The 21,792-nt window shown below is 70.7% G+C and carries 22 protein-coding genes; 8 read left to right on the forward strand and 14 right to left on the reverse strand.

The features are described from left to right. The first annotated feature begins 178 nt into the window (after positions 1-178). A complete protein-coding gene (locus ACQBAT_RS11380) occupies positions 179-1,687 on the forward strand; it encodes a DEAD/DEAH box helicase (RefSeq protein ID WP_420747077.1) in 1,509 nt (502 codons plus the stop codon). Positions 1,688-1,694: 7 nt separating this feature from the next. On the opposite strand, the gene ACQBAT_RS11385 is transcribed toward ACQBAT_RS11380, so the two are convergent. Continuing rightward, positions 1,695-2,570 carry a PHP domain-containing protein gene (locus ACQBAT_RS11385; RefSeq protein WP_420747078.1) on the reverse strand — a complete coding sequence of 292 codons (876 nt, stop codon included), beginning with the start codon at positions 2,568-2,570 and terminating at the stop codon, positions 1,695-1,697. Between the two features lie 95 nt (positions 2,571-2,665). Between ACQBAT_RS11385 and ACQBAT_RS11390 the strand changes: the two genes are divergently transcribed. After that, entirely contained in the window at positions 2,666-3,397 is a 732-nt protein-coding gene (locus ACQBAT_RS11390) for a hypothetical protein (RefSeq protein ID WP_420747079.1), read from the forward strand. Positions 3,398-3,428: 31 nt separating this feature from the next. Here the strand turns inward: ACQBAT_RS11390 and ACQBAT_RS11395 are convergent, their stop codons facing one another. Next, positions 3,429-4,943 carry a threonine/serine ThrE exporter family protein gene (locus ACQBAT_RS11395; protein ID WP_420747080.1) on the reverse strand — a complete coding sequence of 505 codons (1,515 nt, stop codon included), beginning with the start codon at positions 4,941-4,943 and terminating at the stop codon, positions 3,429-3,431. A gap of 74 nt (positions 4,944-5,017) precedes the next feature. On the opposite strand from ACQBAT_RS11395, the gene ACQBAT_RS11400 reads away from it, so the two are divergent. Next, a complete protein-coding gene (locus ACQBAT_RS11400) occupies positions 5,018-6,541 on the forward strand; it encodes an aminopeptidase P family protein (RefSeq protein WP_420747142.1) in 1,524 nt (507 codons plus the stop codon). Positions 6,542-6,557: 16 nt separating this feature from the next. Here ACQBAT_RS11400 and ACQBAT_RS11405 read toward each other — a convergent pair whose 3' ends face one another. Then, positions 6,558-7,004, reverse strand: coding sequence for a general stress protein (locus ACQBAT_RS11405; RefSeq protein ID WP_420747081.1), 447 nt, complete (start codon positions 7,002-7,004; stop codon positions 6,558-6,560). Between the two features lie 489 nt (positions 7,005-7,493). Here ACQBAT_RS11405 and ACQBAT_RS11410 point away from each other — a divergent pair, with 489 nt between their 5' ends. The 3 genes from ACQBAT_RS11410 to ACQBAT_RS11420 are packed head-to-tail and all read left to right on the forward strand — an operon-like array spanning position 7,494 to position 10,574. Beyond that, a complete protein-coding gene (locus ACQBAT_RS11410) occupies positions 7,494-8,786 on the forward strand; it encodes a magnesium transporter MgtE N-terminal domain-containing protein (protein ID WP_420747082.1) in 1,293 nt (430 codons plus the stop codon). After that, complete coding sequence (locus ACQBAT_RS11415) at positions 8,779-9,396, forward strand: DUF1003 domain-containing protein (protein ID WP_420747083.1); 618 nt, start codon at positions 8,779-8,781, stop codon at positions 9,394-9,396. The genes ACQBAT_RS11410 and ACQBAT_RS11415 overlap by 8 nt, the downstream gene beginning before the upstream one ends. Positions 9,397-9,431: 35 nt before the next feature. Next, on the forward strand, positions 9,432-10,574 hold the full coding sequence (locus tag ACQBAT_RS11420) for an Mrp/NBP35 family ATP-binding protein (RefSeq protein ID WP_420747084.1): 1,143 nt from the start codon (positions 9,432-9,434) through the stop codon (positions 10,572-10,574). Positions 10,575-10,589: 15 nt separating this feature from the next. Here the strand turns inward: ACQBAT_RS11420 and ACQBAT_RS11425 are convergent, their stop codons facing one another. From ACQBAT_RS11425 to sigE, 3 genes are all read right to left on the reverse strand, one after another. Next, positions 10,590-10,988, reverse strand: coding sequence for a twin-arginine translocase TatA/TatE family subunit (locus ACQBAT_RS11425; RefSeq protein ID WP_420747085.1), 399 nt, complete (start codon positions 10,986-10,988; stop codon positions 10,590-10,592). A 102-nt stretch (positions 10,989-11,090) separates the two neighbouring features. Continuing rightward, on the reverse strand, positions 11,091-12,353 hold the full coding sequence (locus ACQBAT_RS11430; RefSeq protein ID WP_420747086.1) for a S1C family serine protease: 1,263 nt from the start codon (positions 12,351-12,353) through the stop codon (positions 11,091-11,093). A gap of 52 nt (positions 12,354-12,405) precedes the next feature. Next, a complete protein-coding gene (gene sigE / locus ACQBAT_RS11435; protein ID WP_420747087.1) occupies positions 12,406-13,020 on the reverse strand; it encodes an RNA polymerase sigma factor SigE in 615 nt (204 codons plus the stop codon). A 76-nt stretch (positions 13,021-13,096) separates the two neighbouring features. On the opposite strand from sigE, the gene ACQBAT_RS11440 reads away from it, so the two are divergent. Further along, positions 13,097-13,729: an O-methyltransferase gene (locus ACQBAT_RS11440; protein WP_420747088.1), complete on the forward strand. Its 633-nt coding sequence runs from the start codon at positions 13,097-13,099 to the stop codon at positions 13,727-13,729. A 97-nt stretch (positions 13,730-13,826) separates the two neighbouring features. On the opposite strand, the gene ACQBAT_RS11445 is transcribed toward ACQBAT_RS11440, so the two are convergent. Beyond that, the gene (locus ACQBAT_RS11445) at positions 13,827-13,994 is read right to left on the reverse strand and encodes a DUF3117 domain-containing protein (RefSeq protein WP_420747089.1); all 168 of its coding nucleotides are present in this window, start codon (positions 13,992-13,994) and stop codon (positions 13,827-13,829) included. Between the two features lie 349 nt (positions 13,995-14,343). Between ACQBAT_RS11445 and ACQBAT_RS11450 the strand changes: the two genes are divergently transcribed. Then, positions 14,344-15,159 (forward strand): enoyl-CoA hydratase-related protein, encoded by an 816-nt coding sequence (locus tag ACQBAT_RS11450; RefSeq protein ID WP_420747090.1) that lies wholly within the window; start codon positions 14,344-14,346, stop codon positions 15,157-15,159. A 28-nt stretch (positions 15,160-15,187) separates the two neighbouring features. Here the strand turns inward: ACQBAT_RS11450 and ACQBAT_RS11455 are convergent, their stop codons facing one another. The 7 genes from ACQBAT_RS11455 to ACQBAT_RS11485 form a co-directional block, all read right to left on the reverse strand. Next, entirely contained in the window at positions 15,188-16,411 is a 1,224-nt protein-coding gene (locus ACQBAT_RS11455) for a hypothetical protein (RefSeq protein WP_420747091.1), read from the reverse strand. Then, positions 16,408-17,049 carry a DNA-3-methyladenine glycosylase I gene (locus tag ACQBAT_RS11460; RefSeq protein ID WP_420747092.1) on the reverse strand — a complete coding sequence of 214 codons (642 nt, stop codon included), beginning with the start codon at positions 17,047-17,049 and terminating at the stop codon, positions 16,408-16,410. The genes ACQBAT_RS11455 and ACQBAT_RS11460 overlap by 4 nt, the downstream gene beginning before the upstream one ends. Further along, the gene (locus ACQBAT_RS11465) at positions 17,006-17,386 is read right to left on the reverse strand and encodes a DivIVA domain-containing protein (RefSeq protein WP_420747093.1); all 381 of its coding nucleotides are present in this window, start codon (positions 17,384-17,386) and stop codon (positions 17,006-17,008) included. The genes ACQBAT_RS11460 and ACQBAT_RS11465 overlap by 44 nt, the downstream gene beginning before the upstream one ends. A gap of 17 nt (positions 17,387-17,403) precedes the next feature. After that, entirely contained in the window at positions 17,404-18,168 is a 765-nt protein-coding gene (locus ACQBAT_RS11470) for a TIGR00730 family Rossman fold protein (RefSeq protein WP_420747094.1), read from the reverse strand. Positions 18,169-18,193: 25 nt separating this feature from the next. Continuing rightward, positions 18,194-19,492 carry a citrate synthase gene (locus ACQBAT_RS11475; protein ID WP_420747095.1) on the reverse strand — a complete coding sequence of 433 codons (1,299 nt, stop codon included), beginning with the start codon at positions 19,490-19,492 and terminating at the stop codon, positions 18,194-18,196. Positions 19,493-19,576: 84 nt separating this feature from the next. Continuing rightward, a complete protein-coding gene (gene fdxA / locus ACQBAT_RS11480) occupies positions 19,577-19,903 on the reverse strand; it encodes a ferredoxin (protein WP_420747096.1) in 327 nt (108 codons plus the stop codon). 43 nt (positions 19,904-19,946) lie between these two features. Continuing rightward, a complete protein-coding gene (locus ACQBAT_RS11485; RefSeq protein WP_420747097.1) occupies positions 19,947-21,770 on the reverse strand; it encodes a VanW family protein in 1,824 nt (607 codons plus the stop codon). Between the last annotated feature and the right edge of the window lie 22 nt (positions 21,771-21,792).

Consider the following 21,792-nt stretch of genomic DNA (forward strand, 5'->3'; position numbering starts at 1 on the left):
CCAGCCGCTAGGCTGGCTCCTGTTCACCGGTGACCGGTCGGCCGCATTTCGCTGCGGTTGCTGCTGGTCGGGCGCGTCGCCCGACCGCTTTCTCCCCCAGAACGTCCCCGATCGGCCCGCGAGAGCCCGGCTACGGCATACCCCGTGGCCGGTCCGTTCGAGCCTGATCGAGAGAGCCATGCAGGAAACCCGCACCTTCGCCGACTTCGGCATCCATCCCGACATCGTCCGCGGTCTCGCGGATCACGGGATCACCCATCCCTTCCCCATCCAGGCCATGACGCTGCCGGTCGCCATGTCGCGCCACGACATCATCGGCCAGGCCAAGACCGGCACCGGAAAGACCCTGGGCTTCGGGCTGCCGCTGCTGCACAACGTGGTGGCGCCCGGCGACACCGGCTTCGCCGATCTCGAGCGTCCTGGAGCACCGCAGGGCCTGGTCGTCGCCCCCACCCGCGAGCTGGCCGTTCAGGTCGCCGGCGACCTAGAGAAGGCCGGTCGGCACCGCGGCATCCGGGTGCTCACCGTCTACGGCGGTCGCGCGTACGAGCCGCAGATCGAGGCCCTGACCAAGGGTGTCGAGGTCGTCGTGGGCACGCCCGGTCGCCTGCTGGACCTGGCCGGCAAGGGGCACCTGAGCCTGGCGCACGCCCGCACCGTGGTGCTGGATGAGGCCGACGAGATGCTCGACCTCGGCTTCCTGCCGGACGTTGAGAAGCTGCTGGCGCTCACGCCGGCCGGTCGCCACACGATGTTGTTCTCGGCGACCATGCCGGGAGCCGTGGTCTCCCTTGCCCGTCAGTACATGACTCAGCCCACGCACATCCGCGCCATGAGCGAGGACGGCGATGACCGCCAGACCGTGGCCGCGGTGGAGCAGTTCGCCTATCGCGCACACGCCATGGACAAGGTCGAGATGCTGGCGCGGATCCTGCAGGCTGAGGGCCGGGGACGCACCATCATCTTCACGCGCACCAAGCGGACCGCCGCGAAGGTGGCCGACGAGCTCACGCAGCGTGGCTTCGCCTCCGCGGCCATCCACGGCGACCTCGGCCAGGGCGCCCGCGAGCAGGCGCTCCGGGCGTTCCGCAACGACAAGGTCGACGTCCTGGTCGCCACCGATGTCGCCGCGCGCGGCATCGACGTCGATGCCGTGACCCACGTCGTGAACTACCAGTGCCCTGAGGACGAGAAGACCTATCTGCACCGCATCGGTCGGACCGGCCGCGCCGGCGCCACCGGCGTCGCGGTCACCTTCGTGGACTGGGACGACATGCCGCGCTGGAGCCTGATCAACAAGGCTCTGGACCTGGGCTACCCGGAGCCGGAGGAGACCTACTCCTCCAGCCCGCACCTGTTCGAGCAGCTCAACATCCCCGAGGGCACCCGTGGCACCCTGCCTCGCTCCGCCCGCACGCACGCTGGCCTGGGCGCCGAGCGCCTCGAGGACCTCGGCGGTCGCAGCTCGGACCGACCGCGCGGAGGCTCCGGACGCGGTGGCCGCGGTCGGGATGGTCGCGATGGCCGCAGCGGTGGCAGGGACAGCAGCCGCCGGACCGGCGCCCGCGAGGACAACGCCACGGGCCGTGAGTCCGGGGACCAGAAGGGCGGCGGCGAGGGCCGGCGTACCGGTGGCGGACGCCGTCGTCGCCGTCGCGTGACCCGCACCAGCGGCTCCTCCGACTGAATCTCGGTCAGCCCCAGTCGCCGAGCAGGTGCGCGCCCGTGCCTCGCGCCAGGAGTGAGGCGAGCACCTCGGGGCTGGTGGTGTTCTCGCCCAGCCTGTTGGGCTTGCCCTGCCCGTGATAGTCGCTGGACCCCGTGGGCAGCAGGCCGAAGCGCTTCGCGGCGCGCGCTGCCTCGGCCCGCTCCTGGGTGCCGTGGTCGCGGTGATCGACCTCGATCCCCACGAGCCCGGCCTCGACCATCGCCGGGAGCACCTCCGCCGCCACGACGCGGCCCCGTCGACCCGCGAACGGGTGCGCCATCACCGGCACTCCCCCGGCCGCCACGACCAGCTCGGTAGCCCGCGCAGGGTCGGGCGCATGGTGGGAGACGTAGTAGGGGCTGCTGGCCGCGAGCACGCCCGCGAAGGCCCGGTCGCGGTCCGGATAGACGCCATTGCGCACCAGCACGTCGGCCAGGTGCGGTCGGCCCAGGGTCGCCCCGGCACCGGCGACCTCGCGGACCTCGTCGTGGGTCACCGGGTAGCCGTCCGCCGCGAGCAGGTCGACCATGTCGCTCAACCGCGTGCGGCGACTGTCCCGGCAGCGCTCCAGTTCGGCGGCGAGGTCCTCGTGGTCCGGGTCGGGCAGATAGGCCAGCAGGTGCACCGAGGCACCGCGGTGGCTGCACGAGACCTCAATCCCCGGCACGACCCCGACACCGACCTGCGCGCCAGCCCGGTCGGCCTCGGCCCAGCCGGTGGACACGTCGTGGTCGGTGAGCGCGAGAACCCGCACGCCCGCGGCCCGCGCCGCGTGCACCAGCTCGGTGGGTGACTCGGTGCCGTCACTGTGATGGGTGTGCGTGTGCAGGTCGATGACCGCACCCTGCTCGAGGGGTTGCATGAGTCCCACCGTAGGACTGCTCGGGACGCGTCATACTGGAGGTGTCCAAACGCGCCGCCCACGGCGGCCCGCCGACCCCCGAGGAGCACCCCATCGTGACCCCCCGTTCCCGCCGCCCGCTCGCCGTTGGCGCCGGAGCCCTGCTGACCCTCGCGCTCCTGACCGGGTGTGCCGATGAGCAGCCGACCGCCGCGCCGACGACGGCCCCGACGACGCAGGACAGCCCGGCCACGGCGACCCCGGACAGCGACGCCGACACCGCGACTGCCACGGAGGAGCCGGCGACCGAGGACACCGCGGCCACGACCGCACCGGGCACCGACGAGGAGCAGGCGACGACCGCCGCACCGGACGCCGCTGGGACCACCGCCCAACCGGCCGAGCCCGAGGTGGTCTCGGCGGTCAGCGGCGACTTCGAGGTCACCCTGCCCACGACCTGGGAGAACGCGATCGACCTTGTCGACGACGAGGGCATCCAGCTGGCGGCCAAGGCCCCCGAGCAGGTGGACGGGTTCTACAGCAACATCATCATCACCGAGGAGGAGTACGTCTCCAACCTCACCTCGGCGGTCGAGGAGACGGCCAAGGAGCTGGCTGGCGAGGACGGCACCTACGAGTTGCTCGACCCGGTGCGGGTGGACGGCAACACCTCCCCCGGTTACAGCATCGTGCGCGAGGTCCAGGGCATGGAACTGCACCACGTCCAGCGCTGGATCAGCAACCAGGGCACCCTGTATGTCGTCACCCTCTCCACCCTGGAGAGCGAGGCCGATGAGGTCGCCCCGCTGCTGGATGACCTGCTCGCCTCCTGGACCTGGACGAAGTAGCGCTGCTGAAGGCTGACCCTGGACGCCAGCGTCAGGCCTGACGGCCCCGGGACCGGCGCCGCGCGCGCAGGGCGGCCCGGTCCAGCCCGAACCGGCGCCGCGCCAGGTAGCCACCGACCGACAACCCGGCAGCCAACGCCAGGCCGGTCGAGAGCGCGGTCACGAAGGCCAGCACCGCGATCCCGACGACCGCCGGGTTGTCCAGCAGGATCAGGTTGATCGCGCGGTAGACCGCCAGCCCGGGGAGCAGCGGGACGATGCTCGCCGTCGCGACCGCGAGCTCGGGGACGCGGAGGCGACGGTGCACGGCATACGCCAGGGCCCCCACGGGCGCGGCGGCGAGCGCGGAGGCGCCCACGCCGTCCAGGCCGAGCAGCCCGGCCGAGGTGAAGACCAACCAGGCGCTGATCGCGGTCAGGGTCGAGAGCAGAATGGTGCGCAACCCGGCATAGGTGGTCAGGCAGAATCCGAGGGCGACGAGCACCGCCCCGACCCCGTTGGTGAACGGGTTGGAGCCACGAGCCAGGGCGTCCCCGACCTCCATCGAGACCCCGAGCCCGTTGGCGACCGCCATCACCACCGCGACGCCCACCGCGATCCCCAAGGTCATCAGGACCACCTCGAGCCCGCGCGCGCCAGCGGTGACGTAGTAGCCGTCGAGGGCGTCCTGCGTCGCGCCCAGCAACCCCAGACCCGCAAGCAGGATGACGATCCCGGAGATGACGACGAGCGAGGGATAGGTGACCCCCGGCAGGCTCAGCCCGCCCTGTTGCTCCCCCCAGAACAGCAGGAGGGCGATGAGCGCAGGGACCGCGGCGCTGATCGCCTGCGTGAAGAAGGCGGCGACGCCCGCGCGGTAGAGCAGGCGCTGGACCCGGTCCACGACCGTCGCTGACAGCGCCGCGAGCAGCCAGATCACCGGTCCGGCACCGAACAGCATGACGATGCCCACGCCCATGCAGGCCGCGCCGAGCGTGACCACCCACCGGCGGTAGGGGTGAGGCGCGCTGAGCACGTTCATCAGCCGGCGACGGGCGGCGTCCACGTCGAGCACGTGCTCTCCGCGGGCGGACTCGACGACGTCGTCGACGAGTCGCTGCACGCCCTCCAGGCGGGTGTAGTCCAGGGACCGCCCCGGGACCACGCGCATCACCGACAGCGGGTCCTCGTGCAGCCCGCGGTGGATGGACACGCTGATCGAGGTGAAGGTGATGTCGACGTGCGCCGAGCGGATCCCGTAGGCGTCCACCAGGCGCAGCACGGTCGCCACGCAGTCCGAGGCGGAGGCGCCGGTGGACAGCATCGCCTCACCGACGCGCAGCGCGAGGTCGATCACCGCGCGCGCCTGGCGTTGGCTGACAGCCTCGTCCCCGCCGGTGCGGGTGCCGAGTGAGATCGTGGGCGGCGCGTCTCCGCGCACCACCCGCACCGCGCGGTCCCGCCAGATGCGGGCGACCCGGGGGGCCGGCGTGAGCTGGGGCGCGGTGACCTGGATCGGTCCGGTCACCGCGCCGTGGTCGGTCAGATCCGGGACGTGCTCGCTCACGGCACCCACCCTAGGGGCCGAGCCTGACCGCTGTATGGACGCCGGCAACCCCCACCTACGATGGCCGGGTGAACGTGAGCGAGAAGCAGCACAAGGCCGAGCACCGGGAGCGCCCCAGCGGCGAGGCGTTCCGGTCCTTCATGTCGAGCGGGTGGTCGCCACGCAGCACCGAACTCCCAGACCTCACCGAGGCCGCCCGGTATGCCGCAACTCGCCGGGAGCAGGTCTCCGCCGCCTTCCCCGGGGAGCGGGTCGTCGTCCCGGCCGGCGGGCTGAAGATCCGCAGCAATGACACGGACTACGTCTTCCGCCCGCACAGCGCCTTCGCGCACCTCACCGGGCTGGGGGCCGACCGCGAGCCGGACGCCGTGCTGGTGCTGGAGCCCCGAGCCAAGGATCAGGGTGGTGGCCACGAGGCCGTCCTCTACTTCTACCCCCTCGCCGACCGGGATTCCGAGGAGTTCTTCGCCGACAGCCGCGTGGGTGAGTTCTGGGTCGGCACCCGCCCCACGCTCTCCTCGGCCGCAGCCGAGCTCGGGGTGGCTACCCGCCACCTCGACGAGTTGCGCGACGCCCTCGCCAAGGACGCCGGGCCGGGTGGGGTCCAGCTGCGCGTCGTGCGGGATGCCGACGCGCAGGTGGCCGCCATGGTGGACGAGGTCCGCACCCAGGTGGGCCTGACCACCGACGAGGCAGCGGTCACGGCGGCCCAGGAGTCGGACGTGGAGCTGGCCCGTTCCTTGTCCACCCAGCGTCTGGTCAAGGACGAGTGGGAGGTCCGCCAGATGGAGGAGGCCGTCCAGGGCACCGCCACCGCCTTCGACGCTGTCGTCGCCGAGCTGCCCGAGGCCGTGCGCCGAGGGCGTGGCGAGCGCTGGGTGGAGGGTGTCTTCGGCCTGCACGCACGGCACTCCGGCAATGGCGTGGGCTACGACTCGATCTGCGCCTCGGGTGAGCACGCGACCACGCTGCACTGGATCCGCAACACCGGTGAAGTTCGGGACGGCGACCTGCTGCTGCTGGACGCGGGGGTCGAGACCGACTCGCTCTACACCGCTGATGTGACCCGCACGCTGCCCGTCAACGGCACCTTCAGCCCGGCACAGCGCAAGGTCTACGAAGCCGTGTTGGAGGCCCAGGAGGCGGGCCTGGCTGCCGCGCGTCCCGGCAACCGCTTCAAGGACGTGCACGCCGCCGCGATCGAGGTCATCGCCCGGCATCTGCTCGAGTGGGGGCTGCTGCCCGAGGGCGTGACGCTGGAGCAGACCCTGGACGCCAAGGAGGGTCAGTTCCACCGGCGGTGGATGGTCCACGGCACCAGCCACCACCTCGGCATCGACGTCCACGACTGCGCGCTCGCGCTCCGCGAGGACTATGTGGAGGGCGAGTTGCGTGAGGGCATGGTGCTGACGGTCGAGCCTGGTCTCTACTTCAAGTCCGACGACCTGCTCGTGCCCGAGGAGCTGCGCGGGATCGGCGTCCGGATCGAGGACGACATCGTGATCACCGCAGACGGCCACCGCAACCTGTCGGTGATGCTCCCGCGTACCGTCGACGAGGTCGAGGCCTGGGTGCGCGAGGGCGGTTCCCGCGCCTGACCGACCCAGCGCCTGGTCAGGTCAGGTCAGGCTGCCCCGGGCGGGCGTCCAGCAGGTCACGCGCCTGCTGGGCGTACTTGTGCTCGGTCAGCACCTCATACCTGGTCGCGACCACCTCGGTGACGGAGACGAAGTCGCGACGTCCCCGGGTGAGGGCGTAGCCCAGCATCGCCCACACCAGCCCGAAGAAGGCACCGAAGAGCACCGCGCCCAGCACGGTGACCAGTGCATCCCCGTTGGGGGCGAAGAGCGCGAAGATCAGCCCGACGAAGAGCCCGAGCCAGACGCCGGACAGCACTCCGCCCAGGGCGACCCGGCCCGTGGTCAACCGGCCGGTGACCCGCTCGATCTGCTTGAGGTCGGTCCCGACGATCATGCAGTGCTCGACCGGGAACTCCTGGTCGGACAGGTAGTCCACCGCAGCCTGGGCCGCGGCGTAGTCCTCGTGCACTCCCAGACTCATGGGGTACTCCAGGGCCAGGACTCGCCCCCGACCGGGACCGAGCGGGGAGGACGGGCGTGCTGCTGGCGAAGTGCTCACCCCGCCATTCTGCCCCTCCTCCACCCCGGCGGCGACCAGGAACAGGACCGCACCACAAGCCCGGACAGCACAAGACCCCCGGACATCGGCGTCGCGGGGGTCAGGTTCTCTTGCGTGATCGCTACTCGGCTCCGCTCAGCGGCGGAAGAAGCGGCGACGCGGGCGAACCGGGCGCTTGCTCACGTCCTCGGCGAGGGTGTGGCGGAAAGCGCGCTCGGCAGTGGGGCGGTAGGTGATGGTCGGGCCCATGGGGGAGCTCGGGTGTCCTTTCGTGGATCGTCTGACGGGTGAACGAAGGGGTGGTCAGCCGGCGGGCTGTGACCCCTCATACATGATATACGCACTGGTGAGGGCAATCATTCCCGCCTCCACGGTGACCTCGATCACCCTGACGGGGCTATCCTGCTCGCCGTGAGCACCCCACGCGTCTTCGTCGCCCGGCTGAACGGGATGAGTGTGTTCGACCCACTCGGCGACGAGGTGGGTCGGGTGCGCGATGTCGTCGTCAGCCTGACCGGCCGTTCGAGTGCCCAGGGGCTGGGGCCTCGGGCGATCGGGCTCGTGGTCGAGGTCCCCGGGCGCCGCCGGGTCTTCGTCCCGATGACGCGCGTCACCTCGATCGACACCGGCCAGGTCATCACGACCGGCCTGGTCAACATGCGCAGGTTCGCCCAGCGCACCGGAGAGACGCTCGTCGTCGGCGAGCTCTTCGACCGCCAGGTCACGATCCTGGACGGCCGCGAACCGGCTGTGGTCGAGGACGTCGGCATGGATCTGCAGCGCAGCGGTGACTGGCGGCTGACCAAGCTCTTCCTCCGCAAGGGCAGCGGCGACCAGGTCTCCCGGGGGTTGCGCATGCGACGCCGCGGGGAAACAGTCCTGGTCGACATCGAGCAGGTGGACGGGCTCCACCTCGCTGGCCCAGCTCAGGCCGCCACCGCCCTGCTGGAGGCCTACGAGGACCTCAAGCCCCAGGACCTGGCCGAGGCCATCCAGGACTTGTCCCCCAAACGCCGGGCCGAGGTCGCCGACGCCCTGGACGACGAGACCCTTGCCGACGTCCTCGAGGAGCTCCCGGATGATGACCGGTTGGAGATCCTGACCCACCTGGCCACCGAGCGCGCCGCCGACATCCTCGAGGCGATGCAGCCCGATGACGCGACCGACCTGCTCGCCGACCTGCCCGCCTCCCGGCAGGAGGAGCTGCTCCAGTTGATGGAGCCGGACGACGCCGCCGATATCCGCCGGCTGCTCACCTACGACGAGAACACCGCCGGTGGTCTGATGACCACCGAGCCGGTCATCCTTGGCCCCGAGGCACCGATCGCCGAGGCCCTGGCCATGGTGCGGCGCGAGGAGCTGCACCCGGCGACCGCCTCCCTGATCTACGTCACCCGCCCCCCGCACGAGACCCCCACCGGGCGCCTCCTCGGCAGCGTGCACATCCAGCGCCTGCTTCGTGAGCCGCCGCACCAACCCGTGGGCTCGATCCTGGACAGCGACATCGACCCGGTTTCCCCCGAGGCCAGCCTCGGCGAGGTCACCCGGGCGCTGGCCACCTACAACCTGGTCGCTTTGCCGGTCACCGATCCCGAGGGTCGACTCCTCGGCGCGGTGACCGTCGACGACGTGCTCGACCACATCCTGCCCGACGACTGGCGCGAGCAGGACGGACCCACCACGACGGAGGTCGGCAATGTCTGAGCCGGTCCAGCCCCGCCGCCCGGCAGCCCCCGCGTCCCGCCCCACGACCCCCGGGACCGGTCGTCTCGACCAGCCCCTGAGCCGGGCCCGCCGCTGGATGCCCCGCACCCAGATGGACCCCGAGAGCTTCGGCGCCTTCGCCGAGCGCTTCGCCCGGTTCATGGGCACCGCCCGCTTCCTGGTCTACATGACCGCCTTCGTCACCATCTGGTTGCTCTGGAACACGGTGATGCCGGAGTCGGTCCGCTTCGACCCCTACGCCTTCATCTTCCTGACCCTGATGCTCAGTCTCCAGGCCTCCTACGCCGCCCCGCTGATCCTGCTCGCCCAGAACCGGCAGGACGACCGCGACAAGGTCGCGATGGAGCAGGACCGGGCCCGCGACGAGCGCACCCTGGCCGACACCGAGTTCCTCACCCGTGAGGTGGCCGCGCTGCGGATCGCGATGCGCGACATCGCCACCCGCGACTTCGTCCGCTCCGAGCTGCGGGACCTGCTCGATGAGCTGGAGGAGCGGGCCGAGGAACGCGGTCGGCAACGGGCCCTGGACGAGGTGGGAGGCGACCACGCCGCCCACGACGGGCCGACCGACCGCACTCCCCCCGGCTGAGGGATCGGGCGGCTCCGCGACATACAGTGGGGCCCATGCCCGCTCCCAGCACCGATGCCCTGCACGCCGCCCTGGCCACGGTCGACGACCCGGAGATCCGCAAGCCGATCACCGAGCTCGGGATGGTCGAGGCGGTCGATGTCGGCGAGGACGGCCACGTCCGCGTCACGATCCTGCTGACCGTCGCCGGCTGCCCGATGAAGGACACCATCACCCGCGACGTGACCGCCGCCGTGTCCGGCGTCGAGGGCGTGTCCGGCGTGGACGTCCAGCTCGGCGTCATGAGCGATGAGCAGCGCGGCTCGCTGCGCCAGCAGTTGCGCGGCGGCGCAGCCGAGAAGGAGATCCCGTTCGCCCGGCCCGACTCGCTGACCACGGTGTATGCCGTGGCCTCCGGCAAGGGCGGCGTGGGCAAGTCCTCGGTCACCGTGAACCTCGCTGCCGCCCTCGCCGAGGAGGGGCTGCGCGTCGGCGTGGTCGATGCCGACATCTACGGCTTCAGCGTCCCGCGCATGCTGGGCGTGACCCAGGCGCCGACCCAGGTCGACGACATGATCCTGCCGCCGGTCGCCGAGCCCAGCGGGATCAAGGTGATCTCCATCGGGATGTTCGTCCCCGGCAACCAGCCGGTGGTGTGGCGCGGCCCGATGCTGCACCGGGCCGTCCAGCAGTTCCTGGCGGACGTCTACTGGGGCGACCTGGACGTGCTGCTGCTCGACCTGCCGCCCGGCACCGGCGACATCGCGATCTCGATCGCCCAGCTGCTGCCGAGCAGCGAATTGATCGTGGTGACCACCCCGCAGCAGGCCGCCGCCGAGGTCGCCGAGCGCGCCGGCTCGATCGCGCTGCAGACCCACCAGCGCCTGGTCGGCGTCGTGGAGAACATGTCCTGGCTGGAGCTGCCGGACGGCGGTCGCCAGGAGATCTTCGGCAGCGGCGGCGGACAGGTCGTCGCCGATTCTCTCTCCCGCGCGATCGGGGCCGAGGTCCCGCTCCTGGGCCAGGTGCCGCTGGACGTGCGCCTGCGCGAGGGCTCGGACCAGGGCCGTCCGGTCGTCACCGACGCCCCCGACTCCCCCGCTGCCACCGCTTTGCGCGGGATCGCCCGCCAGCTGGCCCGCCGGGGCCGGGGGCTGGCCGGGCGCAAGTTGGGGATCACCCCCACCGTCAGCCGCTAGCGCCGCTCCGTCGACTCAGGTCGCCTCGAGGTCGTAGGGCGTGGGCCTGGCGGGGTCGTGCAGGACCGGGGTGAGGGCACCCGGCGCGCCCCACGTGGAGCCACTCGCCGCTGCTGCGGACTCTGCGTCCGTGGCGGTGCTGGCGGTGGCTGGCCGGCTGGGCGGGCTGGCGAGCGCGTCCCGCACGATCCGGCGAGGGTCGTACTGCCTCGGGTCGAGCTGTCGCCAGTCGATATCGTCGAAGGCCGGCCCCATCTCGTCCTTGATCTGGCTCTTGGCGCCCTCGGCCATGTCGCGCAACTGGCGGACTGCCTGGCCGAGCTTGGCGGCGTAGCCGGGCAGCCGGGAGGGTCCGAGGATGATCAGGGCAGCGAGGATCAGGAAGAGCAGCTCGCCGCCACCGATCTGGAGCACGCTCCTCCTTATGTATGTCGTGACCCGGGCCGGGCGGGGGTGCGCCGGTCGGCGGGTGTCTGCGTCGGCTGCGCCGAACGGGTCAAGCGTAACCGGAAGGGGTCAGCCGCCGGAGCCGGCCAGGGTGATCTCGACCGTCCGCTCCTCGCCTGCTTCATCGCGGAGCACCATCTCCACCGTCTGGCCGATCTGCTTGCTGCGCAGCACCACGAGCAGGTGTTGGGAATCGGTGATCCGCGTGCCGTCGACGCTGACGATGATGTCCCCCGGCTGGACCCCGGCACCCGCTGCCGGGCCGCCCGGGATGATCGGGTCGACGCCGTCGCGAGGCTCACGCACCACCCGAGCCCCGTCCCCGGTGTACTCCAGGTCGATGTGGACGCCCATCACCGGATGCTCGCTCACGCCGCTCTCGATGAGCTGGGTGGCCGTGCGCTCGGCCTGCTCCGCGGGGATGGCGAACCCCAGCCCGATGCTGCCGGCCGGCGACAGCGAGGTGGTGGGAAGTTGGGCGATCGCAGAGTTCACCCCCACCACATTGCCGGCCAGATCGAGCAAGGGCCCCCCTGAATTGCCGGGGTTGATGGCGGCATCGGTCTGGATCGCGTTGATATAGCTCAGCTGCGGCCCGTCGCCGGCCACCACGGGGCGATCGAGGGCCGAGATGATCCCGCTCGTGACCGTGCTGTCCAGGCCGAGCGGCGCCCCCACCGCCACCACCGACTGACCCACCTCGATCGAGGCGCGGTCGGCGAAGGGCAGCGCGACCAGATCGTCGCGGTCCACCCGCAGCACCGCGATGTCGTAGGCCGGGTCGGCGCCGACGACCTCGGCCGTCAGCGGCTCACCGCCCGGGAGCGTGACGGCGATCTCGGCGTCGTCGCCACCCGCCTGGACGACGTGGGCGTTGGTCAGGAGGTAGCCGTCCTCCCGGATCACGAAGGCCGAGCCCTGACCGTCCCGGCCATCGGTCCCGAGCGAGACCAGGGCGACGCTGGGCAACACCGCGCGGGACAGGCCCGGGATGGTGCCATCGGCCTCCACGCGCTCGATCGGAGCGGAGGTGGGTGTCGCAGCCTGCTCGTCAGGCTGCGGCGACACCGGTGACTCTGGTGCCGCCCCCGACCCGGACCCCGCCCCGGTGGTGAGCGTCTGGGCGAGCACGCCACCCCCCAGCCCGCCGACAGCTCCGGCGACGAGCGCCGCGAGGACGATCGGCACGGTGCGCGGGCCCGAGCGTCGTCTACCCGGTCGTCCCTGCCCGGGCACCGCGGCAGCGGCGGGCCTGGGGATGGGAGCCGTCCGGTCCGGGGGCGGCAACGGCGCCGTCCGGTCGGTCGCCGGCTCCGAATCGGGATGGGTCATGGGGACGATTGTGCCAAGTGATCGCGCGCTGTTCGCGCCCGCGCTGCCCTGCTCACCCGAGGGCAGGAGCCGGGTGCACCAGGCCGGTGCCCGTCAGCGCACCGCGCGACGTGGGCCGACGGTGCGCCAACGACTGGCGCAGCAGGGCGCGGCCGCGGTGGATCCGCGAGCGCACCGTCCCCATCTTCACGCCCAGGGTCTGGGCGACCTCTTCGTAGGAAAACCCCTCGAGGTCCGAGAGGACCACTGCGGCGCGGAACTGCGGCGGCAGGGCCTGCAGCGCTTCCTGGATGTCGGCGTCCAGGTGGGTCATCTCGTAGACCTGCTCGGGGTCGGTGCCGGTGGAGCGCAGCGGCAACCGCGCCGTGAGCTCCTCGGTGAGCGCATCGAAGCGGATCCGTTGCTTCCGGCGCACCTTGTCCAGGAACAGGTTGGTGGTGATCCGGTGCAACCAGCCCTCAAAGGTCCCCGGCCGGTAGGTGTCCAGCGACCGGAAGACGCGGACGAAGACGTCCTGCGTGAGGTCCTCGGCCTCGTGCGGGTCCCCGGTCAGTCGGTAGGCCAGGCGGTAGACCCGCGCCGAGTGCTCCCGCACGATCTCATCCCAGGAGGGCGGCTCCCACGCGGCATCGTCGAGGGAGGGCGAAGGCTGCGCCTGCTGGCTCATGGGGTCGAGCATTCCAAGCCTGGCTGTGAGCAGGCTGGGCAGGGGCGGGGCGTCCGCTGGCGGATAGGGTAGGGACATGGCAGCCGCAAAGGTGTCCTCCCTGGCCTACGCCGAGGACTTCATCACCCCCCACCCCGTGATCGAGAACGCGCAGCGGCGCGGTGAAGAGCTGGGTGCGTCCCCCGTCTCCTCCGGTGCCGGAGCAGCGCTGCGGCTGCTCGCGGCGGCGGTCGCCGCCCGGCACGTGGTGGAGATCGGGACGGGCGCGGGCAGCTCGGGCCTGTGGCTGCTCCAGGGCATGCCGCGCGACGGGATCCTGACCAGCATCGACAGCGAGCCTGAGCACCAGCGCGCGGCCAAGGAGGCCTACGCCGAGGCGGGCATTCCCCCGCAACGCACCCGGGTGATCAGCGGGGACGCTTCCCAGGTGCTCAGCCGACTCACGGACGGCGCCTATGACCTCGTCCTGATCGACGCCGACAAGCAGAGCTACCCCACCTATCTGGAGGAGGCCATCCGGCTGCTGCGCACGGGCGGCCTGGTGGTGCTGGACAACATGCTCTGGCATGACAAGGTGGCCGACCCGGCGGCCCGCGATGAGACCACCTCACTGCTGCGGGACCTCGGCAAGACGCTGCGCGAGGATGATCGCCTGCTCCCGGCCCTGCTCCCCGTGGGCGACGGGCTGCTGGTCGCCGTCAAGCGCTGACGGAGCGCGCGAGAGGGCTCCCCACCACCCTCACCGAACAGCGAAGCTCCCGGACCACCCGGTCCGGGAGCTTCGCTGATGAGTTCTGTCGTAGGCCCTAGCCCACACACTCCTTGATGGCGTCACCGAGGGCCGTGGCCTCATCGGCGTTCATCTCGACGACCAGCCTGCCGCCGCCCTCGAGCGGCATCCGCAGGACGATGCCGCGCCCTTCCTTGGTGACCTCCAGAGGACCGTCTCCGGTGCGAGGCTTCATTGCTGCCATGGGTTGCCCTTCCGTGTGGCGCGGCCAAGAAACCGCTCCCCCGCGCGGGTGCGCAGGGTCCAGTGCTGCGGTCCATTATCCCCTCATCGCGGCGGGCCACCTAATCGACCGGGCCACTCGGGGCGGCGTCGGCGCCTGCGGCGACCACCTCGGCCAGCACGGCTGGTGGGCGCCGGTCTCCGCCGTGGTCGGGCCGCCTCGGGCCCGGGGTCCCGCCGAGCCCCGTGGCCCAAGCCCGAGCTCGGCGGGGTGCTCGAAGGGCGCGGGGCGCACTGGACGGGCGTGCTCGCGCCGCTCGAGACTCGGCCGCCCGTGAAGGGGCACGGCTCCCCCGCGTAGATTGGGCCGCATGACCTCCCCCGACACATCCTCGTCCGACCCCGTCGTCGTCGATGCCGACGCGAGCACCGGGGTGTGCACCATCACCCTGTCCCGCCCCGAGGCGATGAACTCCCTCGACGTGGCGACCAAGGAGGCACTGCTGGCCGCCCTGCGCGAGGCTGCATCGGATGACGCGGTGCGCTGCGTGGTGCTGACCGGTTCGGGCCGCGCCTTCTGCGTCGGTCAGGACCTCAAGGAGCACGTGGGGCTGCTCGCCCAGGACGCGGAGGCGCTGTGGCGCACGGTGTCCGAGCACTACAACCCGATCGTGGAGCTCATCGCGACCATGGACAAGCCGGTGGTGGCGGCGGTCAACGGGGTGGCCGCCGGGGCCGGGGCAGCCTTCGCCTTCGCCGCCGACCTCCGGTATGTCGCGGAGTCGGCGGGCTTCAACCTCGCCTTCACCGGGATTGGGCTGTCCTGCGACTCGGGAACCTCCTGGACCCTGCCCCGCCTGATCGGACCGGCCAAGGCCAAGGAACTGCTCCTGTTCCCACGCACGGTGGGCTCGCAGGAGGCAGCCGAGCTGGGCTTGGCCACCGAGGTGGTGGCAGATGCCGACCTCGCCGGTCGGGTGGCCGAGGTCGCTGCCGCGCTGGCGCAGGGACCGACGCTGGCCTATGGCTCAGTCCGCCGGGCGATCGAGTTCTCGGCCGCGCACGGGCTCACGGACTCCCTCGACTTCGAGGACCAGATGATGACCCGCACCGGCACCAGCGCCGATCACCGTGCAGCCGTCGACGCCTTCCTGGCCAAGGAGAAGCCGCGCTTCGAGGGTCGCTGACCTGGACTCCTGACCGGACCCGCCTGGGTCACGGCGGGTTGTCGGTGGGCGGCACGAAGCGGAAGAGCTCCCACGTCCACCACACCTGCCAGCCGATCAGCACCGCGGCGATCAGCACCGCCCGGGTGGCGATCAGCCAGGTGGGATGGTTCCGCTCCGGGCGACCACGCCCGGCCCCGATCATCAGGGCAAAGAGCGGGAAGAGCAGCATCAGGTAGCGGTAGATGCTCGTCCACGGATCCAGGGCGGCGAAGAGATACAGCACGTAGCCCAGGCACCAAGTCCGCATCTCCACACCCAGCCCACGGGCCCACGGCCCCAGGACCGCGAGCAGCAGCACGCCGAGGCCGACCGCGAGGATCACCAGGCCGGTCCCGTCGCCCCACAGCCACTGCACCCGCTCGATCGTGGGCAGGAACGGGGTGACCGGTTCGCCCCGGCGCCAGGCCGACATCGTCAGGGTGTAGGCGTCTGGCACGCCGGTGGCCCGCCAGGCGATCGTGGGCCAGATCAGGCCGGCCAGGCCACAGGCGACGAGGGCAGCCAGCATGCCGCCCACCTCTCGGCGATCGAGCGGGTCCTCGCGGCGGCGGCGCCAGCGCACGATCACCGCGACCAGCGCCACGAGGCCGAGCGGGAGCGCGACCGGACGGGCGAGCCCGGTGAGCAGGGCCACTGCGGCGGCAGCCCACCAGGCTCGGCGGACGAGCAGCCAGAGCACCGCCGCCAGGAGCAGCAGAGCGAGGGATTCGGTGTAGGCGACCTGAAAGGTCGGGGCGGAGGGGTAGGTCCCCAGCAGGAGCACGGTGCCGAGGGCGGCCACCGTGCCGAGCTTCTCCCGGACCAGACCGGCGACGACCAGGGCTGCGACATATCCGAGGACGGTGGCCACGATCGTGCCGGTGATGGCGAACGGCAGCCCGGTCAGCGCCGTCAGTCCGCGGGCGAGGAAGGGGAAGATCGGGTAGAAGGCCCACGGGTTCTGGCGGACCTGCCCGGCGTCATTGGTCGGTAGCTCGCGCGGGTAGCCCTCGGTGGCGATCCGTTCGTACCAGGCGCCGTCCCAGAGCGTGGCGAACTGGAAGTAGCGGGGCACCCCCGAGTCGTCGTAGACGCTCGGGTCCTGCCACTGGTGGGAGACCTGCCAGAGGATCACGGCGGTGACCACCCGGGTGAGCGTCCACAGCGCGACGACGGCCAGCACGAAGCGCTGGTCGAGGATCCGCCGCAGGGGAGCTGCGGCATACGTCATGAGGTGGCGCGCAACCCTCCGGTATGGCGCGAGCCGGACCGGGAGGCACCCGCCCGGAAGCAGCCGACCAAGTGGTCATCCACCAGCCCGCACGCCTGCATCGCGGCATAGACGGTGGTGGGACCGAGCTGGACGAAGCCCACCTTGCGCAGTCGCTTGGCCAGCAGCTCGGACTCCGGCGTCTGCGGTGGCACGTCGGCGAAACTGCGGGGTCGCGGCGTGGGGTCAGGTGCATGCGTCCACAGGAGCTCCTCCAGGCCGCCGCTCTCCCGCAGAGCGACCGTTGCCCGGGCGTTGGCGATGGTCGCCTCGATCTTGCGCCGGTTGCGCACGATCGACTCATCCTCCATCAGCCGCTCGACGTCGGACTCCCCGAAGGCGGCAACCACGTCGGCCTCGAAGCCGGCGAAGGCGGTGCGGAAGGCCGGGCGCTTGCGCAGGATCGTCAACCAGGACAAACCACTCTGAAAGCCCTCGAGGCACAGCCGCTCCAGCAGGGCGGTCTCGCCGTGCACGGGCTTGCCCCACTCACGGTCGTGGTAATCGCGGTAGTCGCCGTGCGACAGGCCTGGCCACCCGCAGCGGACCACTCCGTCAGGGCCCACCACCAGGTCGGGGTGCGGTGCGGTGATGGTCATCGGGCCAACCTCCGATCTGCGCGTTGCTGCTCTGCGTGATCTCGTTCTTGCCGGGGTCGACGTGGGCGCGCAGCCGAGCGATCTGCTCGTCCCGGTCCGCCAGCTCATCGGCCAGTCGGGCCAGGGCTGCGTCCACCTGGGACATCCGGTAGCCCCGGACAGCCTGGTCGAAGCGCACGTCGTGCACGTCCTCGGCATTGAGCGCCCCGGGCCGAAGCGGCTCGGCGCTCTGCGTCTGGACGGGGGCGGCGACGCCCGGGACGTCCACCCGGCTCACCAACCAGGCGGCGCCAGCTCCGAGGAGCAGCACCACCACGACGAGTCCGAGAATGATCACGGCAGAATCCTCGCACGTCAGGAGCGCTGTGAGAACCCCGAGTCGTTGCGGTCCTGCTGGGCCTTGACCATCCACTCCACGGCCGTGTCCACATCGTCGGTCAGCTGGAGGAGGTCGAGATCCTCCGGGGAGAGCATGCCCTGCTCCATGAGCGTGTCGCGCAGCCAGTCCAGCAAGGGGGTCCAGAAGTCGACGCCGACCAGCACGATCGGGAAGTTGGTGATCTTCTTGGTCTGGATCAGGGTCAGTGCCTCGAAGAGCTCATCGAGGGTGCCGACCCCACCGGGCAGCACCACGAACCCCTCGGCGTACTTGACGAACATCGTCTTGCGCACGAAGAAGTAACGGAAGTTGATGCCGAGGTTGGCGTACTCGTTGAGCCCGTCCTCCATCGGCAGCTCGATCCCGAGGCCGACCGAGGTGCCGCCGGCCTCGGAGGCACCCTTGTTGGCCCCTTCCATCGCGCCGGGGCCACCGCCGGTGATCACGGCGAAGCCGGCCTCGACGAGCTTGGCGCCGACCTGTTCGGAGAGCTCGTAGACCGGATGCCCCGGACCGGTGCGCGCCGAGCCGAAAACCGAGATCGCCGGCCCCAGCTCGGCGAGGGCGCCGAAGCCCTCCACGAACTCGGCCTGGATGCGCATCACCCGCCAGGGGTCGGTGTGCACCCAGGCGCCCGGTTCACGGTCCTCCAGCAGCCGCTGGTCGGTGGTGGTCGTAGGCACCCGCGACCCGCGCAGGGTCACCGGACCCTTCTGGTGCTCGCGTCGTCGACTGGCCACGTCCCGACCTTACGGGGTGGCGATGTCAGCGCTGATCGGCGGGCACGTAGGAGCGCTCACCCTCACCGATGTAGACCTGGCGCGGGCGGCCGATCTTGGTGGCCGGGTCGGTGATCATCTCGCGGTACTGGGCGATCCAGCCGGGCAGGCGACCGATGGCGAAGAGCACCGTGAACATATTGCTCGGGAAGCCCATCGACTCGTAGATCAGGCCGGTGTAGAAGTCGACATTGGGGTAGAGCTTGCGCTCGACGAAGTAGTCGTCCTCGAGAGCGGTCTGCTCCAGCTCCAGAGCCAGCTCCAGCAGCGGGTTGTGGCCGGCCTTCTCGAGCAGCTCGTGCGCGGTCTTCTTCACGATCGCGGCCCGCGGGTCGTAGTTCTTGTAGACGCGGTGGCCGAAGCCCATGAGCTTGACCCCGTCCTCCTTGTTCTTGACCTTGCGGACGAACTCCTGGACGTCGCCGCCGCTTTCCTGGATGTCGTTGAGCATCGCCAGGACCGCGGAGTTGGCGCCACCGTGCAACGGACCGGAGAGGGCGTGGATACCGGCCGAGATGGAGTTGAACAGGTTCGCCTCGGAGGAGCCGACGAGCCGGACCGTGGAGGTCGAGCAGTTCTGCTCGTGGTCGGCGTGCAGGATGAAGAGCAGGTCGAGCGCCTTGGCCAGGTCGGGGTCCAGCTCGTACTTCTCGGTCGGCTGACCGAAGGTCATCCACAGGAAGTTCTCGACCAGGTTGAAGTGGTTGTCCGGGTAGAGCAGGGACTGACCCTGGCTCTTGCGGAAGGCGTAGGAGGCGATGGTGGGCAGCTTGGCCATCAGCCGGATCGTGGAGATCTCCACGGCTTCGGGGTCGTGCGGGTTGTGGCTGTCCTGGTAGAAGGTGCCCAGGGCCGAGATGGCCGAGGAGAGCACCGACATCGGGTGGGCGTCGCGAGGGAAGCCGTCGAAGAAGTTCTTCATGTCCTCGACGAGCAGCGTGTGGCGGCGCAACTTGGTGTCGAAGGCCTCCAGCTCGGCGGCGCTGGGCAGTTCGCCATAGATCAGCAGGTAGGAGGTCTCCAGGAAGCTGGACCCCTCGGCCAGCTGCTCGATCGGGTAGCCGCGGTAACGCAGGATCCCGGCATCCCCGTCGATGTAGGTGATCTCGGACCTGCAGGAGGCGGTGTTGACGAAGCCGACGTCGAGGGTGGTGTCACCCGTCTCCTTCATCAGCGTGCTGATGTCCAGGCCGTTGTTGCCCTCGACGGCGGGCACGAGCTTGAGCTCGACCTCCTTGTCCGCGTGGTGGAGGACAGCGGGCGTGCGGGTCGTGGATTCAGTCATAACGTCTCTCTCCAGGTCAAGGTGCCGGTCGGCAGGCGGCGGTCAGCAGCGGTCGGAGCGGGTGGCAGCGGCAGCGTGGTCGAATCACTCGTCGTGCGACTGCGGGGGCAGGTCGGCGACGAGCTGGTGGTCCTTGGGGATCAGGCCCAGCTTGGCGGCCCCGCCGGGGCTGCCCAGGTCGTCGAAAAACTCCACGTTGGCCTTGTAGTAGTCGGCCCACTCCTCCGGGGTGTCGTCCTCGTAGTAGATCGCCTCGACAGGGCAGACCGGCTCGCAGGCGCCGCAGTCCACGCACTCATCGGGGTGGATGTAGAGCATCCGCTCACCCTCGTAGATGCAGTCGACCGGACACTCCTCGATGCAGGCCTTGTCCTTGAGGTCCACGCACGGCTGGGCGATCACATACGTCATGAGCACAGAGTATGCCGTCCGGAGGGTGACCTTTCCTAGCGGGTCAGTATCCGGGGATCGGGTTGGTGCACTCGATCTCGTCGGCGGGGTGGTAGGTGGTGGTGAACTGGTCCCGCTTCACCTCCGTGCCACCGCGCGACAGGATGCGGGTGTTGGTGATCGTGAAGCCGTCGGCGGCCCGCTGCGGGACGCAGCCCTCGGTCTCGACCACGTGCTTCTCACCCTGGGTGACATTGGTCCGCGGTCCGTCCACCGTCTGCACGGTGTACTGCCGCTTGCCGAGGAACTCCATGTGGATCACGTCGCCGCTGATCCAGGAGCGCACCACCACGGGGTTGTCGGTGTCATTGGTCCACAGGTTGTCGATCACCGGGATCGCGAGGGTGGCCTCCCGGCCAGCCGGGTAGCGGGAGATGTAGTAGGAGTGCGGGGTGTGGGCATCCAGCTGGACACCGGAGGCCCACGAGGTGTTGAAGACGACGGTGGAGACCTGGGACAGGCCGCCACCCATCCCCTGCACCAGCCGGCCGTCGACGATGACCGGTGCCTCGTGGTAGCCGGCCTCCTTGGTGATCGGCCCGAGAGCAGCCGACAGGGCGAACTGCTCGCCCGGCATCACCACGGTGCCGTTGACATGTCCGATCCCCGTGTGCAGGTTGGCGGTCCGGTCGCGGTTGGTCTCTCCCGTGGGGAACTGGGAGTCGAAAGACCCCATCGTCTCGAAGACCCACAACTCAGCGCTGGCGTTGCTGACGGCCGGGAAGATCTTGCTCAGCTCGGACTCCACGGTGCGGTCCTCGCCGCTGGCCAGGATGGCGCCCCTCGCCTTCTCCACCAGGTCCTCGTCGTCGAGCTCGGAGCCGGAGCTGCCACGCACCACCTCGACGCCGGTGGAGCCCAGTCGCACCGTCGGCTCTGAGGGACCACGCTCCAACTGACCCAGGTCCTGGCGCAACCGGGCCAACAGCGCCTCGTCATCGATCTCGAGGGTGAGGCTGTTGTCCTCCGCCCGCTCGATTGTGAGCAGGGCGGCGATCTCGCGGGGAGCGAGCTCGGCGGTGGTGGTGTCCGAGGAGCCCGATCCCCGGCTGGCCACGACCTCGATCGGCCCGGCCAGGGCCGGCTCCACCTCCTCGGTGGTGAAGCGGTCGATCTCGGCCTGGCTCAGCTGCGGCGCGATCAGCTCGGCGCTGCCGTCAGCCGTGCGCTCCAGCGGCCAGGCCGCTTCGACGGCGTCGACGGTCCGCTCGACGTCCAGGGTGCGCCCCTCCTCGGCGTTGACGACCTGGACGCCGCCACCGCCCTGCTCGATCGTCACCTCGCCCTCGACAGGGTCCTCGTCGTAGGCGTCGGCCTCGGCCTGGACGGCCGCGGTCAGCAGCTCCCGGTCGACCGCCCCGATGAGCGGCAGCTCACGCTCGGAGCCCACGATGTGCGACCAGAGGTCCCGCGGGTCCAGGCTGAAGCCGGTGATGCCGTCCAGGGTCGACTCGATGTCATAGGTGAGTCCCGCTGCCTCCGGCTCCAGCTCGAACTCGACCGGCTCCGCACCATCCGCCCCCTCGCCGGCGGGCACGACGCGGACCAGGACCGGCTCGGCCGCCTCATCGGCCAGCCGACTCTCCAGGTGGGCGACGGCCTCCTCGTGCGGCAGGCTGCCGATCTCCACGCCCTGCACGCTGATACCCGCCGGCGGCCGGTCCTGGAAGTACAGCGCTGCACCGACATAGACCGCGCCGAGCACCAGCAGCACCACCAGGAGCCGCCCGAGCACCGCGGCCCATTCCCAGCCGGCGCCACGCTTCGGCTCCTCCGAGAGCCCTGCAGCCCCTGCACCACCCTGGGTGCCCCTGGTCCCGTCGCTCATGACCGACAGTTGTCCTTCCACG

Origin of the sequence: Ornithinimicrobium pulveris (assembly GCF_050261105.1) — a bacterium.
Lineage (GTDB): Bacteria > Actinomycetota > Actinomycetes > Actinomycetales > Dermatophilaceae > Ornithinicoccus.

What these genes read in the sequence shown, in the direction of transcription:
- ACQBAT_RS11430 (WP_420747086.1), bottom strand. Translation starts at nt 12,353, where the DNA reads ATGACCCATCCCGATTCGGAGCCGGCGACCGACCGGACGGCGCCGTTG.
- ACQBAT_RS11455 (WP_420747091.1), bottom strand. Translation starts at nt 16,411, where the DNA reads ATGACGTATGCCGCAGCTCCCCTGCGGCGGATCCTCGACCAGCGCTTC.
- ACQBAT_RS11385 (WP_420747078.1), bottom strand. Translation starts at nt 2,570, where the DNA reads ATGCAACCCCTCGAGCAGGGTGCGGTCATCGACCTGCACACGCACACC.
- ACQBAT_RS11405 (WP_420747081.1), bottom strand. Translation starts at nt 7,004, where the DNA reads ATGAGTCTGGGAGTGCACGAGGACTACGCCGCGGCCCAGGCTGCGGTG.
- ACQBAT_RS11450 (WP_420747090.1), top strand. Translation starts at nt 14,344, where the DNA reads ATGACCTCCCCCGACACATCCTCGTCCGACCCCGTCGTCGTCGATGCC.
- ACQBAT_RS11440 (WP_420747088.1), top strand. Translation starts at nt 13,097, where the DNA reads ATGGCAGCCGCAAAGGTGTCCTCCCTGGCCTACGCCGAGGACTTCATC.
- ACQBAT_RS11445 (WP_420747089.1), bottom strand. Translation starts at nt 13,994, where the DNA reads ATGGCAGCAATGAAGCCTCGCACCGGAGACGGTCCTCTGGAGGTCACC.
- ACQBAT_RS11460 (WP_420747092.1), bottom strand. Translation starts at nt 17,049, where the DNA reads ATGACCATCACCGCACCGCACCCCGACCTGGTGGTGGGCCCTGACGGA.
- ACQBAT_RS11380 (WP_420747077.1), top strand. Translation starts at nt 179, where the DNA reads ATGCAGGAAACCCGCACCTTCGCCGACTTCGGCATCCATCCCGACATC.
- ACQBAT_RS11475 (WP_420747095.1), bottom strand. Translation starts at nt 19,492, where the DNA reads ATGACTGAATCCACGACCCGCACGCCCGCTGTCCTCCACCACGCGGAC.
- fdxA (WP_420747096.1), bottom strand. Translation starts at nt 19,903, where the DNA reads ATGACGTATGTGATCGCCCAGCCGTGCGTGGACCTCAAGGACAAGGCC.
- ACQBAT_RS11415 (WP_420747083.1), top strand. Translation starts at nt 8,779, where the DNA reads ATGTCTGAGCCGGTCCAGCCCCGCCGCCCGGCAGCCCCCGCGTCCCGC.
- ACQBAT_RS11420 (WP_420747084.1), top strand. Translation starts at nt 9,432, where the DNA reads ATGCCCGCTCCCAGCACCGATGCCCTGCACGCCGCCCTGGCCACGGTC.
- sigE (WP_420747087.1), bottom strand. Translation starts at nt 13,020, where the DNA reads ATGAGCCAGCAGGCGCAGCCTTCGCCCTCCCTCGACGATGCCGCGTGG.
- ACQBAT_RS11485 (WP_420747097.1), bottom strand. Translation starts at nt 21,770, where the DNA reads ATGAGCGACGGGACCAGGGGCACCCAGGGTGGTGCAGGGGCTGCAGGG.